We start from the raw sequence: 17,177 nt of genomic DNA, 5'->3' as shown, positions 1-17,177 counted from the left end.
AATATGGAAAACACATTAACCACTTATTTACCAATTCTAGTCTTGTATTTCTTATTCCTATTTCATCCATTTTAGTATTGGGATCATCAAACTTAGTCTGGTATCCCTAATTATTTTGGCTACCCTCACTTTAAATTTTCCACTACTTGGCATATTATAGCTCCACCTCTTATATTATAACCTACCTATTGAGATTACCTCCAAGTTTGGTTACTCCTATCTCAGAAAGACAATTTGATACTTCTGAATAGCTGTGAACTGAAGCATTACTTAAATAACTTTGAGGCTCTAAATTCATTTGCTTTGCACCATCAACTTCTAATCTACCATCTCCGTTGTGTAATATCTGCTCTATTGATTGACTTAGCAGCCCATTATTAAATTGAGCTATAAACTTGTCAAACTTTTTAGAACTTAATTTACCAGGACATCCTGCTTCTCTACTAGGACATGCTTTCTCTAAATACGAGCTTAAAACTCCTGAGATCTCATTAAATTGACCTCTTACGACTTTTCTAACAATATCTTTCTGCATTCCCATATAATCAATATTTAATCGATGCATTGATACACCACTTTTTAATCCAGCTTGCTCTACTACTTTCTCAAATCCCTTTGTAATATTGAGTGCATAGCCCTGTGCTTCTAGTGGAGATATAGACTGATCTACTGTAGAAATATACTTCTGACCTGTAAATCTTCTAATCAATAAGTCAAATAAAATTATTGTACCATTAAAGTCAACCTGTGATAGATAGTGATCTCCCATTTCTAATATTGTATTTCTACCCTTAGGCTTAAATTTAACAGGTGCTTGCCTTTCACACATTCGTTTTAGATTTGCATTTACATAATCGACGTTGTCTCGAAAGAAACCTCCATTTTTTTGTCTTTTATCTGTATCATCAGATGGTAATGTGGTACCTGTGAGACTACTATTACTTATCGACGCTTTGGCAAATTGCCCATCAAATTGTGATACTGAACTTGCAGTCCCCTCAGATTGAGAACTCAATAATCTACCTACAGAGCTTTTCACCAAAGAAATACAATAATTTATCCATGAAAATGGTCTTATACCACTGCTTGCTGCTATTTCAGGTTGATTACTTGAATTTATAGCAAGAGGTTTACGTGATAAGTGATGACGACTATGATCTCCATGATGATGACGGCGTTTGCGTCCTCCTCTTCCTTCACTGAGCTTTTCTTCTAAATATTCCACAATCTTATTGTGCCCCTTATCTTTAGCAATATCTAGAGGTGCTCTACCGTCAGCAGTTAAAGCATTGACATCAGCACCCTTTTCAACAAAATATTTAACTACATTTAATGAACCCAATTGAACAGCCCAATGAAGAGGTGTCCAACCTTCATTATCTTTGACCTTAATATCAGCACTGTTATCTAAAAGAAGTTCAATTATATTAAAATTATTCTTTTGAATGGCCCAAAATAAAGGAGTCCAACCCTGCCTATCTTGAATATTAACATTAGCACCTCGTCTGATACTTTCTCTCACTTTTTCAAGATCTCCTTTTTCTGCAGCAATTAATAATTCTTTATCTAGATTTAATTGTTTTTGTTTCAAAACTTCTACTATATCTTCGTAACCCTTTTGAATAGCTAGGTCTAAGGATGTCTTGCCGTACATGTCTGTAGCCTTTAAGTTAGCACCCCTGTCAAGAAGTAGATTTACTACATTCAACCTGTTTACATCAACAGCAATATGCAAAGGTTTCCTATTGTATGCATCTTGAGCCTCAATATTAGCACCTTTGTCAAGAAGAAATTGAACCATATTTGAATTACCTTCTTGAGCTGCAAAGTGCAAGGGTGTTCCTTGATATGTGATCTCATTATTAAACTTGGCACCCTGAGCTATAAGGAACTTGACCGCATCCCATTTACTTCCCTGAGCGGCATAGATTATAGGTGTCCAACCATTATTACTATCTTGAGTATCTAAGCTAGCGCCTCGAACTACAAAATCCTTAACTTCATTAAGATTACCACCTTGTACTGCAGTTAACAACTGCCTATCTAGACCTAATTGTGTTTGTTGTAAGTATTCTACAACATTATTATATCCTTTATCTCTAGCAAGATCTAGCGGTGTTTTACCATTCCTATCTTTAGCATTGACATTGGCTCCCTTACCTACCAGGTATTCTATTATATTAAGATGGCCATTCCAAGAAGCCCAGTGCAGAGACATCCAGCCGTCTTTGTCAACCTCATTAACACTTACTCCTTTATTAAGAAGAAGTTCTATAATATTTTTATTATCGTGCTCAGCAGCAATGTGTATAGGCTCTCTGCCATAAACGTTTTGAGCATTAATACTAGCCCCTTTGTCAATGAGAAACTTTGCAACTTCTAAACAGCCTTTCGACGCTGTATAATGTAGCGGTGTCCAACCATAGTTACTGGTATCATCAACGCTTACCTCCTTACCGAGAAGGAACTCTATAATATCTTTGTAATTCTTTTCAGCAGCAATGTGTATAGGTTTCCTACCAAAAATGCCCACTTCTATAGCATTAACACTAGCACCCTGACCAACAAATTTTTTGACTTCAGAGAGATCTCCATTTTCTGTGGCAGTCAATAATTTTTTGTCTAATTCTGTTTGTTTTAAAAATCCTACTATGTCTGTATAATTCCCTTGAATAGCCAAGTCTAAAGGTGTTTTTCCATCGCTAGTTTTAGCTTCAATATTAGCCCCTCGACTTGAAAGTACTCTAACTATATCAAGCCTGTCTTTGAAAACTGCATGATGTAAAGGTGTCTGGTCATCTTTGATTTTAGCTTCAATGTTAACACCTTTATCTATAAGAAATTCAATTATTTTAGGTGTAGTATTATTGTGCTGAATAGCCACATGCAAAGGTGTTAAACCATCATTAGTTTTAGCTTCAATGTTAGCCCTTTTATCTATAAGAAGCTCAATTATTTTCAATTGACCATAAGCATTTGCTATATGTAACGGTGTTTCTCCAATATTAGTTTTAGCCTCAATATTAGCATTTCGATTTAAAATTGCCCTGGATGTATCAAGCTTATTATCGTTATCAGAAGCATAGTGCAAAGGTGCCCAACCACGCCTATCTCTAATATTAACATCTGCACCCATACTGAGAAGATTCTTAACTTCACTAAGATTATTTCGTCTCACAGCATCAAACAGTTGCTCTGTAGATAGAATTGCTTTTTCTTTATTAAATTCCACTATAACATCTTCTGAGTTACAAATAGAAGCTATACACTTTGAGTTAGAAACTATTGCATCATTAAAAGCAAACATCATTTCTCTTGCCGGTTGATAAGTATTCCAGTTCTCTACTTTTACAAGAGTGTTATTTTTATGTGATAGCAATAAGGTATCATTTATAACTCTCATATTGAAATCTAATATAGACTTATCTTTCAAATCAACTAAACCAATATCATTCTTGTTAACAGGTTGATTATGATAAATCTGTAACCCTTGCTCATCTGGCTTATAATATCTGAAAGAACTAAATTCATCAGCTCTTTCTCCAAATTCTTCTGGTTCCATAATTTTGTCGCTCAACTCTATGGATAAATCCCAGTTTTTATGAACAGAAGAATAGTAATCCGATATTGATAATGCTCCTCTATCTGATAACAATAGCAAATCATTATTTAGCTTCAAAAAAAGAACTTTTTCTGAGTCAAATGTGAAACAATTATGATGATTTAAAAGGTTAGTACCATTAACACTAAATCTTCCATCTACTTTTAAGCTATGAGAGCAATAATCTCGCTCTAATTCTCCATTCTGAAGTTTGTAATATTCTTCCCCATTAAATGTAACTGTAACATCTTTATAATTTGATAGCAGGGTTATATTTAGGCCATTTTTGTTAATCTTTATTTCTCCTTTATTATCTTCTATAAATGGCATATCATTTAACGTACTATTTAGTAGACTAAAATCTAATATACCATTTGCTTGAGCAATCATAATATTAGCGTTTCTGTTATCGAAAAGATAAAGATGGCTTATATTACTTGGAGCTTTCCAGTAAAAATTATGGTGATCCTCATCAGGGTAAAAAATATGATTACTAGAACTACCTACAACACCATGATAATTAGTGTTTAATAATTGCTTTGTAATATTAAAGTTTGAATTGTCCATTTTTTGCAGATTATCCAACTTATTATCTAATTTTGTTATGTGCACATTTGTTACTCTATCAGTATTAATGTCTACTTTTGTTGGAGTTACAAACAAACCATCTGCTGTTTTTACTGATGTTTGTTTATCTACACTTATAAAAGCTCCACTTTTATTGTAGATATTTGTTATATTATTAGCATGAGTCATACTACCTATATCACTAAAATTTATTGGCAATAACACCAACCCTTTTCCACGAATAGAGTCACCAAAATAACCTTTTATTGTAGTAAAGTTTTTTGCTGTTATTACATCATTTCCACCTTTACCGTCTACATAACCTGCATGAGAAACTTCTATATGATTAGCTTTGCTACTTCCAATGACAGAGTGTATATTCTCTGAATCTGCAAAATTACCTCGTGTTACAACTATATTATTTTGTCCAGTAGAAGATCCACCTAAATTACATACAAAATTATCCTTTGCTATGTAGAAGAAATTTGTTCCTTGTTTATGAATATCACAATTACTTAACTGATCTGTAAAATAATACCTGTTCTGTACACTAGACCCCTGATTATCGATTCCATAACTATTAAGTAGTATATTCTTACCATTAAAAATAACATCAATAGTATAATTAGAAGTCACATTTATAAAAGCATCATTATTAGGTATGTAAAACAACATATTTGCAGGCAGCCTAGAAGAACTGCTTTTACTATACATAATTGCATTCTGGCAACCAGGCAGATACTCTTTTAAAGAAACTTTTTTCACTGTTGTAGACAATACCATATTCTCATACTCTGATCTGTAACCGCATTGTGCCACACCTTCTACTCTTTGTAAGGTTTTTTCACTTATCACTGTTAGATCAACATCATCCCCTTTAGGACCACAAATAGCACTATAATTTTTCATTGTACTTGGAAGAAGCCTGCTAATATGGTTGTTACCACTCTTTACATTGAGAGAGATATCTGAAACACGTGTTATCAATCGAAAATCAAATTTATTATCAACTATTCTTGTGTGACGGAAACAAGGAGTTATTCCCAAATACGCAGAAGCATCATCTGATTGCATCACCTCTCTTTTTCTCCTGAAAATAGACCCATCAAGGTATTTTTCTTCTGTAAGAAGTATAGAAGGTAATGATATGGCTATTTTATCATAACTACCCTTAAATTGATCTAAGATCTTTGATATATACTGTTTATATATTTCTTCTGCTTGCAGATCATTTCCTATATAATCTGGTAGTTTTTTACTAAGAAAGAAATCCCAATAAAGATCATGCTTTTCCTGATCTGTAAGACTCATTTGTTCTGTTAACTTTTCTACTTCAAGCTCTGCTTCTACAAATTGTGATATGATAATAACAGCAACTGAAATAGCAGCTCCAACCGGACCGGCAAATTCTCCTATTACTCCAGCTTCCATACCTATAGCCGACATTGTTTCAGTAACAACTGCAGGTACATCTGCAGCTATAAAAATGGAATTAGTTGCGATGTTTAGGTCAGCAATCTTTACATCTACAGGATCTGTTGCATTTTCCCTTGCTTTTATCGACTCCGCTAACCCTAAAAATGCTGCAAAGTTACCTATAGCACGTCCCATAACTGGAGCAAATCCCTTTAGCATCTGAGAATCAAGCTTTGTTCCTAACTCTAACATTTTTCCAGAGATTTTTTCACCAATCTTTGGCATTACCCAGAGATTTAATGCATCATAACCTAGCCCTTCTACATCTCCATTTGCTATATGTTTACCAACTAAAAATACCGTAAAGGCAAGACCTGCACCTTCTGCTACTTTCCCTATTTTTTCTGCTACTCCAGACCTTCTCAGGATATTTTTCATTTCTTCTTTATTTTCTATGTTGTCCTTCATCTCCTTCACAATATCCCTAATCTCTGGATCTATTGAACTTAGATCTATATTTTTAACTTTTGCGATAAATGCTTCTTCAACATTTTGGTCTATAGTTTCACCTCTAGATATTCGCTCAGAAACCTTGAAAAGCTGATCATAAAACTCAATATTCTTTACTCTTTCTGCTACCTTGTCAGCATTAAACAACTCTTTGATACGTTGTTCTTTTTCCTCTTCTGTAATCTCTTCTTCATCAAACGAATCCTTGCAGGCCATATTTACACTTCTTTCTCTTCTTGGTTTTTTACTTGGTGGATACTCTGGTGATGAAGGTTCTCTTTTTTCTCCTTTAGAACACTGCCCTACAGTAGGTAACATATGAACTGAACTATGAACTACACCAACAGGAATAAATCCTTCCTTAGCTGTCCTACTTGTTAAAATAAGTTTATTTGGATTATTAGATCCTTTATCGAAAACAACACCGATAAATTTCACCTCATCACCATCTGTGAGTGTTTTATAGGTAACGCCCTCTTTATACTCTTCATTTATTTGATCATTTGCTTCCCTCAATAAAGCTTTAGCTCCTTTGCCCTGCCTTGATGTCTTAAGTTCTAATCCTATTGGAGTGTACTCCTCAGCATTTCCACCTTGAGCTACAAACTTAATACCATGAACTAGCATATCAATGCGTTCCCCTCTACCAGTTTGAAACTCAGTTAAAACTAATGCTCTAGTTTCTGGTGATTCTTGTAATTTTAGGTCGCTATAATAACTAAATACTCCATTCAATATTCCCTGGAAATGAGCTTCTTTATTAACGAGACTCTTAAAAGGGAATATTCCTTCTCCAATTTTTTCTAATAATCCACTATATCCTTTTATTGATAAGGATTGGATATCTAGTGCTTTATCAAATGTTTCTTTTAACTCATTAGGATAAGGAACTTCTTTGAAAGTACCTTGAAATCTCTCAGCTCCGTTGTTGTACTCTTGTAAAGAATTATATTTTTCAGTCCAAATAGTAAGATATCTTCTAAAATCTGACTTGTATCTAGTATCAAAATTAAGATTTAATTCGACTATTTCCCTATTCCCTATTTCTCTATTTAATCTATCAAGAGGGAGTACTTCATTTAGCATGTTCAGAACATCTTTTCTGTTAGCTTCAATAATATTTATCACATAAACCAATTTCTCTGTATTTTCTGGAATAAGCACCATTGTTACAACTGCATGGCTTGCATCAAGATTAGCCGATAGTCTTTCTCTGGCTCTTTCAGCTGCTGGACGTCTAAGCCTACGAAGATTAGGATGCACTTCAGTAGGTATATTGCCTCCATAGATAAAAATGTATTTTTTTAAACTTGTTCCTGAATCTTCACTTAATAATAACAATTGCCCTAGTAAAAACCTACTAAAATAATGATTATCTCCCTTTTCCGGTGTACCAGGAAACGTGTGATAGATACGTTCCATATTATTTTTTATTCGTTTTTTTAGCGCATTTGTGTAGATTTCTTGCGTATCCCAATCATCAGCAGACTTTAATATATCTTGAAAAAGAGGAATTACTCTCCCCTCACGGCTCGACCCTCCGATATTAGAAATAGGAGATGAACTATCAAGATTGACACCAACACATAAAATTTCGTCCGCAGTGGTTAAAACCCGCATAACATTTGGTTGGAAGCCTTGTGCATACCTCTCTGCTTGTTGCAAAGCCTTATCTGGAGTGGCATTAGGACCTGCCCCTGCTTTTAATTCAATAATAATGGGAATAGAGTTTAATGCACGATCAGGACCACGAGCTAGCAGGATAATATCTGCATAACCCCTTCCTGCAAATTGCTCTGGATAAACTCTAAGATTATACCTATAGTGGAAATTCATGAAAACGCCTACCATAAATCCATGATGTGCTGCTTCACGTGCTCTGCTAGCATAGATTAGTGAGTCTGCATATTCGGAGTGAATTGTGTAAATCTTATCAAGAATTCTCCTTAAAGATGCTTTAACTGTTCGCTGATTGGAAATAGCTAGCTTCGCTATATCGACTTCGGGATCCCTCCATAACCCTTTTCTCACTTTTTTAAATTGAACTTCAGAATTATGTTCTATGTCTACTCCTTTATCTTTCACATCAACAACTATTTCTCCCTGATGACCGGCATCTTTAATGATTTTTATTGATTTAACTTTAATTTTATCTAGGTTATTTTCAATAAGAGAGTAAAGCTTGCCTAATACCTCCTTCAATTCACCTTGATCAAACTCTTGAGTGTAAGAATGAGAACCACTTTCTGATATAACAAATAATTTTACTTTATCGATCACATCTTTTTGACTCTTCATTTCACCATTTTTTATAATAGCTACCTTCAAAGTCTTTGCACCGTCAAAGCTAAAATAAATCTCCTTGATGTCTAGCTTTTTTGCCATCTCTGTATCCAACAAAGTAGAAAAACTACCTAGGAAGAAGTGTGTAAAAAACCCTGCTTTTTCTACAGAGTGTAAATAAGATGGAATCTGATCCACAAATGACTGAAATCTCGGTTCAAAAGATTTAAAATCCTCATCTTGCCGGCTTATACCAACTTCTTTATCTGCTTCCTCTATCAATAACTGTATTAACTCAAAGTCTTGTGGTCTTACTTTACCCATGACTCTTTTTAAGCCTTTTGCAAGCTCTTTATCATTATCAATAATATTCCTTTCAAGACCAAAATTATAATGGTTTCGTTTACCTGGTGCACCAACATGAAATAATTGTATTTGAATATCCCCATTACCATATTGAGTCTCAACTTCACCAGAAACACTAATCGTTGCGCTAAGCATTCCACTCATTGCTCTTATTTCAGGTTCACCTCCCCAAGTATCAGGGTTCCTCATGTTTTCCAAGTAACGCTCAAAATCACCTTCAACAAAATCTCTGAACTCATTTCTATAAGAACTTATGTGATCAACTACTCGATTACGAAATAAGTTTCTTACTAAATTTGCAAATGTATCATCATAATTCGCAGCACCTAAATTCCGAACCAAACCTCTAATATGATCTAAATTTTGGGTTACAGTTCCATCATTTCCAAATAGTACTTCATACCTTTGTCGAAATAAAGCATCGTCGTTTCTGACGGGTATTAAGTAAGCCATAGTAACAGACCAAAACAAGCAACTACCGTCTCCTGGAACATCGATTCTCTTAATCTGACTTCCACTTTCGGAATCAACATCAGATCTCCGATAACGCTTAAGTTGAGAAAATTCTCTAGCTTGCTCTATATATTGCACTTCATCCGATAATTCAGTAATCTTTGAATTAACATCTTCTTTTTTTAGATGATCTGTTGGATATTGTATCTTGAACACAAACCCCCTTCATTATATTATACTAAACCCACTATACCAAGCTTATTGTATAACCATCAGAGATATCAATAATAAAAGCTATTTTTGCCTACATGCTGACTTGTGTATATAACATTTGTATTACAATGCAACATCTTTTTGACAGAAGCTAAAGTAGTAACAAGAAACCACCACCTACTTTATAGAATTGCCTTATAATACCTTAATTGCCTAACCCTAATTGCTCACATGCTTTGCTTAATTCAACTTCAGTTAAGCTAGTGAACTCTTCATCTGTAGACTTTCTATATGCTAGAAACTTATTCAATGAATCAGCATCTCTTTTTTCCAATATAGATCGTATGTAGCCTGCCTGTTTAGAACACATAAACTCTTTAACCTGATCAGAATTAGCTTTATTTAATAACGCCCATACTGGTTCCATACAGCCCTTTTCTACTAAAGGTGTTAATAAAACTGTACAGAAAAGAGGTGATTTATCCTCTAGTTCCTCTCTTATCACTAAAGCACGATGGCTATCAAATCCTTCCTTCATCCACATATGCATAAAAAGCTTTACACTTTCACTTACATAAGGCTCTGAATGTTTTTTGATTTCCATGTCTAACCAGATATTATAATCATCTTCTGGAACATCATTTGGCTTTAAACAATCAAATAATTCCTGAAATTTATCAAAGCGAAGTGCACCCTGTAGTGTATTCAAACTACCATAATAACCATTTTCAGCTAAGTCTCTTTTTAGAAGTTCTGGATATTTATCAGGACTTATTTGACTAAAACAAAACTCGAATATTTCAGGATAACTATTACAACGACTACCTGCTGCATACACTGCTGTCTTCATGAAGATCTCATCCTTTTTCTGTGAGCCCATTTCATCTTCAGGTAATGACTTTATTTTATTCCAGAAGAATTCTACTGCTTCCGCTTGTTTCAAATCTATAGCACATTTAAGTCCATATTCATATGGATGACGACCATCTAGATTTAGTTTAGAGATGTAACCGCTAACAAAATGTGACCAAAAACCTGTTAAAAGGTCGCTTGTTAAAGATTTAACTAAGTGACCATACTCCAACAGACTACTTTTACCTTGAGCTGATAATCTTTTTTTTCTTTCCTCAAATAAAGCAATAATATCTTCCTCTAAGCAGCACCTACAGGCAATTTCATAGCTAGGGTTACTAAAGGGACTGCCTGGCATTATCAGCTTTTTACCTATCACCTGCCTATCAAGTTTAACTTTATGTAAATTGTCTACTTTCTTCCAACAATCCTCATTAGATAGCACTTGTGAAAGAAAATTGTGCCTCTTTTTACCACCCCTTTTGTGCAAGTCCCAATTTGCATAACACCAGCGCTCAATTTGAAAAAGCTTAGATGCTCTATAGGGATCATCCTCTTTAATAGACGAAAACAAAACTTTTGGAATATCTGAACGCAGCATAATTACCCCTCTATGAATGGAAAAACATGGAAACTGTTACGTCTAACATACACTATAGTAACTTGATACCATTTCGAGTAAGATATCCCTTTTCTAAGTTTTGTCAATCCTCAATTTGAAAAATTTTTTTAGACTTGAATAACTCTCAACAAAAGCCTCTTAATATGAGAGATACATGACGTTTTGTTTATTTTAAATTCTGTTTTTTATAAGTCTACCTTAGTTATTATTCTAAAATAAACTAGTATTAATTTAGCAGAATGTATTATTAAGATCTTAAGTAAGATAACCATTTCCAGAACTCAAAACCAGCTAATGAGAGAAGAGTTTGTTTTGGGATGCGTTGGACTACCAAATGTACCGTACGAACTTTTCTTTATAGTAATTCTGCTATATCATAAAAGCAGCTATATTAGCCTACTTCAGCCATATTTACATACGAACCAATTTACTTGGCTTTGTTGCAAAAATTTCAAGCTTCTATTTTCATAACGCCGCTTTTATTTAAATTGTTCTCACGAAGGTAGGTACTTTCTTGTGATTTTTGGAAAGAGTAAATGATCAAATTCCTTATAACACTAATTAGTATGGTCTTTTCATTAAATTTATCCTCTCAAAAAAACTGTGCTTTATCCATCTACTTTAATGGTATCATAATATTTTACACCTAAATCTATTCTATAAAAATTCACAATACGAATTAGTAAATAGATTATATTCAAACCGATTGTATTTATGATATATAGCGTATACAATATATTACTTGTTTATTTTAGTAGGGGGTATAGGTATGTTTAGTTCGAAGCAGGTAGTACAATATAATTTATTTGGTAGTAACGTCCTTGAAGGCATTTCATCTTGTAAATTTGCACATTTTCCTGAAGAGGTATTTGAGATTAGCAGTGAAGAAAATCAAGTAATAGATAGTTTAGAAAGCAAAATAGAAAATCTACAACAGGAAAATTTTGATCTTAAAAAAAATGTAGAGTTACAAAAACACTATAAGAAAAGAGTAGAAGAGTATTACGAAGAAGTAAGTGAACTTACCAGAGAAATGCAAACCCTAGAAGGGAAAATTAAAAAGCTTGAAGTTAAATTACAAAAAAGTACAAGAAGTTTAACTGAAAATGATCAAGACATCGAACAGCTAAAACAGAAAGTAGAAATATTATTATTAGAAACTCAGAACAAAAGTGATGTAATTAAGAACTTAAATAACCAATTAAAAGAGGCAAAGAATGAAATTCAGTTAACAGACAAAATAAATGAAGAGTTACAGCAAAAACTGGATTTGACTGAAGCTGAGTTAAACAGAGTAAGAAAAGAAAGTACAGTGCTGATAAACAGTATAGAGGATTTGAAAGGTAATTATGAAAATCAGATACTAGAAAAAAAGAAGGAACTTAATGATATAAGAGATCAATTGTGTATTTATTTATCAGAGTATAAAGAGCTATTTGCAGAATTCAGTAGTCTGCAGAAGGAAAACGAGAGTTTAAAACAGAAAAATTTCTATATTAGTAATGAAGTGTCTCTTGCAGATGAAATAAACAAAGAAAACGTAAGAAAAGAAATAGCGAGAACTCAGTCTATACCTGAAGTAGAAACCAGGTGTATTAAAGATAATGATGATCAAGAACCAACCTGGCTATGTAGAGAAGGAGAAAATAATCAATATGATAAAACAAGTGAAGATAAAGACTCTGAAGATACTGACTACGAGATTGGAGTATGGAATGAAGCTGATAATGAAAGTAGCGATGATCATAAATCAACTCGGCTATATGGAAAAACAGAAAATTGTCTAACAAGTGAAGATAAAAACCTTGAAAATACCGATTTCCCGATTGAAGTATGGAATGGAACGGATAGTGAAGATGAAGACAATGTTAGCCCTTGCCCTGATTATGATGAAAGTTTTGGTAGGCGTTACAGTCAACTATTCTATACTGACGAGATAACCCGTAAAGAAAAAGGAAAAGATACTTTTCTTTTAATCCGTCAAAAAGACTCTTTTTCTCTAACAAAGGTAAAGCTGAATACAAGAGAAGAAGAAAAGTATGAAAGTATTTGGCAAAAAATAAATAAGATTCATGATTATCTAGACATTTTAGGTTACTCTGGTAGCGAAGAAGATTATGAGGAGTGCGAAAAAGAACTTGATAAAGTTATAAGCGCAGCACTGGAACAAGGAATAATGTTCACTTTTCCATATAAATCTGGTATGTCCTTGATAGATCGTATAGCTGACACATTTCAAAAGCTATATTTATCTGCTGACACTACTCGAATTCATGAGTTCTTACACAAGAGAAAAATATTTCAGGTAATATCAGAAGGTGCATCTTTAAATAGATCGAGCGACGAAGAGCATGAAGATTTTGTGAACATAATTTGTTCAGATTTAGACACTTTGAGTAAACGATCCGAAAACCTTTCAAAGCTTAAGGAATTAGCACTTGAAAGTATTATGAATAAAAGTGAGCAAATTGATGAATATGACTTTGAACTAGAAATAGATAATGGATATTTTTGCATAGATTATCCACAAAATAGTATTGTTGAAGTTGCAAGGATATTAAATAATCAAAAAGCTAAAGATTTAAATCTAAACATTGGTATACTTCAAGTTGGAAACAGTATAATTAGAGTTGAAAATATAGGAGGAAGGAGAAATTATACAGAGTTCTCGGGAGATATCATTGAAATGTCTTTTACCACTGAAGTAGGAGAGATCAGTATTCATCTATGTCCTAGTGAGAAAGATAGTAATAAAATAGAAGTGAGGCTTGTCGATGAAGTAAGATTTAACAAGTTAGAGAATAAATCAAGTTTAGGGCAGAGTTGTCTGTTAGGTGGGAAAAGTGTTTTGACAGCTATAGAAAATGGGTATTTCGAAAGAAATAGTAGTGCTTTTAAAGAGTTAGGTAAGACTATTAGACAGTCAGATTGTACAATGGAAAATCCATCTAGCTTTCCTAGAGGGAGTTAATATAAATTGTACTAGACACAACTTAATCTGACAGGCGAGAATTAACTTACAGAAGAATTGAAAACTAATATCAGTCTTTTGTTTAATGTTACTAATATTTTTCTGAAAAGCAATTTGTTTGCTATCAAGAAAAGTTTGCATAGGCATAGCAATATTTGCCTGAATGAGGCCTTGTCTCATTGTAAGAACGCAGCCAATGATCAACATCAATCTGCAAATCTTTCAAAGAGCTGTAGATTTTCTTTCTAAAGATAATATTGTAACACTCATCTTGCATAGTTTTATGAAACCTCTCGCATATTCCATTAGTTTGTGGAGAATTGGCCTTAGTTCTTGAATGATCAATGTTTTCAATTCCCAAATAAAGCTGATAAGCATGATTCTCTGGTTTGCCACAGTCCCTATCAGTCAAAATGCGTGATAATGGCACATTTTGTCCATCAAAGAATGGTATATTAAGAAGATCTGCAGCAGTGATTGCAGTTTTGTCTGTTTGCCATAGCAACCCTTGAATAGGTATCAATGAAAGTTTGCTGGTAGATCCTTCCTATACCTTTGATATTGCCTACATAATAAGTGTTTCAATTTCACCATCTTTGTTCTTTCACTTTCTCTAAAGCTGCAAGTTGCTCTTCAGTTAAAATTATGCCATCTTGTGCAACCTTTGCTTCAAGGGCTTTAAGTCTTTTTTTGAACGTTTCAATGTCGTTTCTTAGCTTATACAACCACCTTCGGATACCTCTTTTCTCAGCTCATTTGCAGCTCTTTGCTGTCCATATGCTGGAAATTCTGTTGCAATATTTACTACTGCTCTTTCTATATCTTCGGAAACTCTGTTTGCAAACAGCGGTTTTTTTCTTGCTGATTTCATGTAACGCCTCTTCTCCTCCATTTTCGTATAACTCCTTGAATCTATAAAACGTATCTCTTGAATATCCCATTACCTTGCACGCTTGAGATACATTCCCTAGCTGTTTTGCTAGCTCTAATAAACCTAGTTTTGGTTTTAATATTTTTGTTTGTATTGTATTCATTTCTAACACTCCTTTCTTTTATTATTTTATAACTTACTTTTTTAAAGTGTCAGATTAAATCTTGTTTAATACAGAGAAATCATATATTAGAGGGGTGCTTAGCTATTTAACTGGCTTTGTTGCATAAATGTTTATAAAGAGCAGGGAGTGTTCAATTGTATTAAATAAGAGTCTGATATTAGTTTTCAATTCTTCTATCAGTTAATTCATTCCCGTCAGATTAAGTTGTGTTTAGCACAATTTGTTCCACTGTTCTTCATCTAAAATTTCCACACCCAATTCCATTGCTTTTTTATATTTTGAACCTGGATCTTCTCCTGCAATTAAATAGTCAGTTTTAGTAGAAAGGCTTGAACTGATCTTTGCCCCTAAAACTTTAGCTCTTACTTTTGCCTCCCCTCTGCTCATAGCACGTAGCTTACCAGTAAACACTATAATTTTGTTATTCAAAAAAGAATTGCTAGAGTTGGAGCTCACGGGAAGAATTTGCAGATATGCAGTAAGGTCATTTAACATTTTAATGTTACGTTCCTGAGAAAAAAACGATTTTAAAGATTCAGCTACTTTTTCTCCTATACCATCTATACCTACCAACTCAACATCATTTGATGACATCGAATTATACCAGTTATCATAAGATACATAATAATTTGCGAGCAATTCTGCTGCAACTTGGCCGATAAATCTGATACCCAAAGAAAATATGAACCTATCTAGAGTGATTACTCTTCTGTTTTGTATAGCACTTAATAGATTAGCTATTGACTTCTCGCCCCAACCATGATGCTCTTTTAAGGAAAACTCTTTTAATCTTTCCTCTAAAATAAAAATGTCTGGAATTTGTCTTATTATGCTAAGATCATAAAAAAACTTTATTTGTTTTTCACCAAGGCCAACAATGTCAAATGCATCTTTTGACACAAAATGTTTTAGTTTTTCTACTATTTGAGCCTTGCAATTAAATTCTTCAGGACATCTTACTGCCACTCCTTCAATCTGCACTTTACTGCCACATTCAGGACATATGTCAGGAAAAACAAATTCAGGCATATTTGTATGACGAGAACCTTCATCTACTTTGACAATTTGAGGAATTACATCCCCAGCCCTTTTAATTGTTACAACATCTCCCTCTCTTATATCTTTACGTTTTATCTCATCTTGGTTATGTAGACTTGCTCTGCTAACTAATACTCCACCAATATTGACTGGTACTAAATCTGCAACTGGAGTTAAAACCCCCGTTCTACCCACCTGTATAAATATTTTATTTAACTTTGTCTTCGCATAAATCGCAGAAAACTTATATGCAAGTGCTGAGCGTGGAGCTTTGTGTGTACTTCCCAGACGACTTTGTAGCACCAAATCATTCACTTTATAGACTATCCCATCGATATCATAATCCAAGTTATAACGACAATCATAGATCTCGTTATAGAACTTTAGCATTCCATTCAAACTACTTGTTAAGGAACGATGCTCATTTACGCAAAAACCAAATTTCTCAAGCTTTTCTAGTATCTCACTTTGACTTTTCTCTATTCCACCAATTAAAGAATAAGCAAAATATCTAAGAGGCCTTTTTGCTGTAATGTTCGCATTCAATTGCTTTAAAGAACCAGCAGCTGCATTTCGAGGATTAGCGAATTCATTATTTTCATTTAACTTTAAAAAGTCGCTGTTACTGATATATATTTCACCCCTTACTTCTAGTCTTCCTTGCACATCTTGTAAAAACTTAGGAAAGTCTTTTATTGTTGCAACATTGTGAGTAACATCCTCTCCTACAAAACCGTCACCTCGAGTTGCAGCTTTAACAAATTTCCCATCTTCATAAATTGCAGAAAATGACAATCCATCAATTTTTGGCTCACATAGTATTTCTATTTCATCTGCAATTAAAAATCTCTTTATTTTAGACAAAAATTTTTCTACACCTTGCTCATCATAAGCATTCTCGAGAGAAAGCATAGGTTCTTGATGTTCCACCTTAGAAAATCTCTCATCAGGCGGAGCACCAACACTATCTTGTGTTGCATAAGCTTCTGGCTCTATTGCAGCTAACTTTTTCTTCAGTTCATCATATTCAGCATCACTTATCTCTGGCTTACTTTTTTGATAATATAAGATATTATGATAATTAATTTGATTTTGCAGTTTTTCTCTCATCTTTTCCAAGTCAGTCATGATACCAATATAATGCTCTTTGTCGTCAAGTCATGAATTTTTTCAAAAGGTACTATAAATTTATACTACTGCCCTGAAAAACTATACTAATATTAATATAAT

Annotated in this window: 4 protein-coding genes and 1 pseudogene; 1 reads left to right on the top strand and 4 read right to left on the bottom strand. The window is 33.7% G+C overall.

The window, feature by feature from the left end:
* Positions 1 to 181 precede the first annotated feature (181 nt).
* Both ABWU33_RS02480 and ABWU33_RS02475 read right to left on the bottom strand, forming a co-directional pair.
* Positions 182 to 9,412 carry an ankyrin repeat domain-containing protein gene (locus ABWU33_RS02480; protein WP_341814053.1) on the bottom strand — a complete coding sequence of 3,077 codons (9,231 nt, stop codon included), beginning with the start codon at positions 9,410 to 9,412 and terminating at the stop codon, positions 182 to 184.
* A 202-nt stretch (positions 9,413 to 9,614) separates the two neighbouring features.
* A complete protein-coding gene (locus ABWU33_RS02475) occupies positions 9,615 to 10,862 on the bottom strand; it encodes a hypothetical protein (RefSeq protein WP_264686106.1) in 1,248 nt (415 codons plus the stop codon).
* A 790-nt stretch (positions 10,863 to 11,652) separates the two neighbouring features.
* On the opposite strand from ABWU33_RS02475, the gene ABWU33_RS02470 reads away from it, so the two are divergent.
* Positions 11,653 to 13,854, top strand: a complete 2,202-nt coding sequence (locus ABWU33_RS02470) for a coiled-coil domain-containing protein (RefSeq protein WP_353280971.1) — start codon at positions 11,653 to 11,655, stop codon at positions 13,852 to 13,854.
* An 84-nt stretch (positions 13,855 to 13,938) separates the two neighbouring features.
* Here ABWU33_RS02470 and ABWU33_RS02465 read toward each other — a convergent pair.
* Both ABWU33_RS02465 and ligA read right to left on the bottom strand, forming a co-directional pair.
* Positions 13,939 to 14,888: pseudogene (locus tag ABWU33_RS02465) on the bottom strand (helix-turn-helix domain-containing protein); the annotation flags it as partial.
* A 231-nt stretch (positions 14,889 to 15,119) separates the two neighbouring features.
* Positions 15,120 to 17,075, bottom strand: coding sequence for an NAD-dependent DNA ligase LigA (gene ligA, locus ABWU33_RS02460; RefSeq protein WP_353280970.1), 1,956 nt, complete (start codon positions 17,073 to 17,075; stop codon positions 15,120 to 15,122).
* Between the last annotated feature and the right edge of the window lie 102 nt (positions 17,076 to 17,177).

This window comes from Wolbachia endosymbiont (group B) of Cyclophora punctaria (assembly GCF_964028235.1).
In the GTDB taxonomy this organism is placed as follows: Bacteria; Pseudomonadota; Alphaproteobacteria; order Rickettsiales; family Anaplasmataceae; genus Wolbachia.
The sequence above is the reverse complement of the archived record's forward strand: the minus strand, read 5'-3'. Positions and strand labels throughout refer to the sequence as shown.